Source organism: Bradyrhizobium sp. GW821-FHT13H05, from assembly GCF_058804065.1.
The window spans coordinates 1-1,053 of sequence record NZ_JBXAPO010000035.1 but is presented as its reverse complement, the minus strand read 5'-3'; the positions used below and the strand labels follow the sequence as shown (position 1 = coordinate 1,053).

Annotated in this window: 1 protein-coding gene; it reads right to left on the bottom strand. The window is 58.1% G+C overall.

Translation table 11 applies throughout. The features are described from left to right. Positions 1 to 12: 12 nt before the first annotated feature. Entirely contained in the window at positions 13 to 999 is a 987-nt protein-coding gene (locus AC1RR3_RS38515; protein ID WP_492830537.1) for an integrase core domain-containing protein, read from the bottom strand. Between the last annotated feature and the right edge of the window lie 54 nt (positions 1,000 to 1,053).

The window sequence follows — 1,053 nt, the reverse complement described above, 5'->3', positions numbered from 1 at the left end:
TGTGCAAGTCCACTAATTCGCTGATCGAGAGATTTCGGTTTTGGCGGCGGCAAAATCTTTTGGAGACTTGCCGCCGAGGGCCTGATGAGGCCTGAAGTTGTTGTAATAGACCATGTACTCGAAGAGTTCGTTGGCGAAGTGATCGAGGTTGTCGAAGGTTGCGCCCTCGATGACGTCGTCGTCCAGGGTTCGCCAGAACCGCTCGACCTTGCCATTGGTTTGCGGCCGGTAGGGCTTGGTATAGCGGTGCTTGATGCCGAGCTCGAGCAGCATGGCCTCGAAGGGATGCTCTTCGGGGGTGTTGCGTGAAGCGAACTCTGCCCCGTTGTCAGACAGGATCTCTGCAAACTGAACCCCATAGGTAACGTTGAGGGTGTTGATGATCTTCAAGGTCTTGAACATGACCGGCAGCGCCTTTTTCGAGGTCAGCACCTCGGCCCAGGCCAGGCGCGAGCAGCTGTCGACCAGGCTGACGATGAAGGCAGGGCTCTGTGGCGGTGCCAGGAACATGTCGCGGGACAGTTGGTGCAGGTCGACATGACCGAGTTCGCCGATCTTCTCCTTGATAATGCGACGTTTCTCCTCACGCATGGCCGGGGTGCGGCGGTTGAGCTGATTGCGTTTGAAGACCCGGTAGATGGTCGAGGGTGACGGTACTGTATCTCGCCGTTCACGCAAGGCGGCATGGACCTCGTATCGGTTCATGCCTCGCTTCCGGCAGGCGACGATTTCCGCCTCGATCCCTTCCGGCTCGCGTCGCTCTCGCCATTTTGGCCCGCGGCGCCGCGGCAACAAGTCCTCGTCCGTGCCACCCTGCAAATAGCGGTTGTAGTACTTCCGGAAGGTCTGCGAGCAGGTGCCGTGGTGCTTATAGAAATCCCCCACCCGGCAGAAGGTCGGCGATCGGCCGGCCTTCACCTCCTCATACTCAGCGATCAGGAACCGCCACTTCTGAACGTAGTTCCGCTCAATCGTCCGATCGAAGGTGTTGTCTCGCATCGGAATCCTCCCTGAACAGGATGAATTCGATCAGCGAATTAGTGAACATGCACA

What these genes read in the sequence shown, in the direction of transcription:
- AC1RR3_RS38515 (WP_492830537.1), bottom strand. Translation starts at nt 999, where the DNA reads ATGCGAGACAACACCTTCGATCGGACGATTGAGCGGAACTACGTTCAG.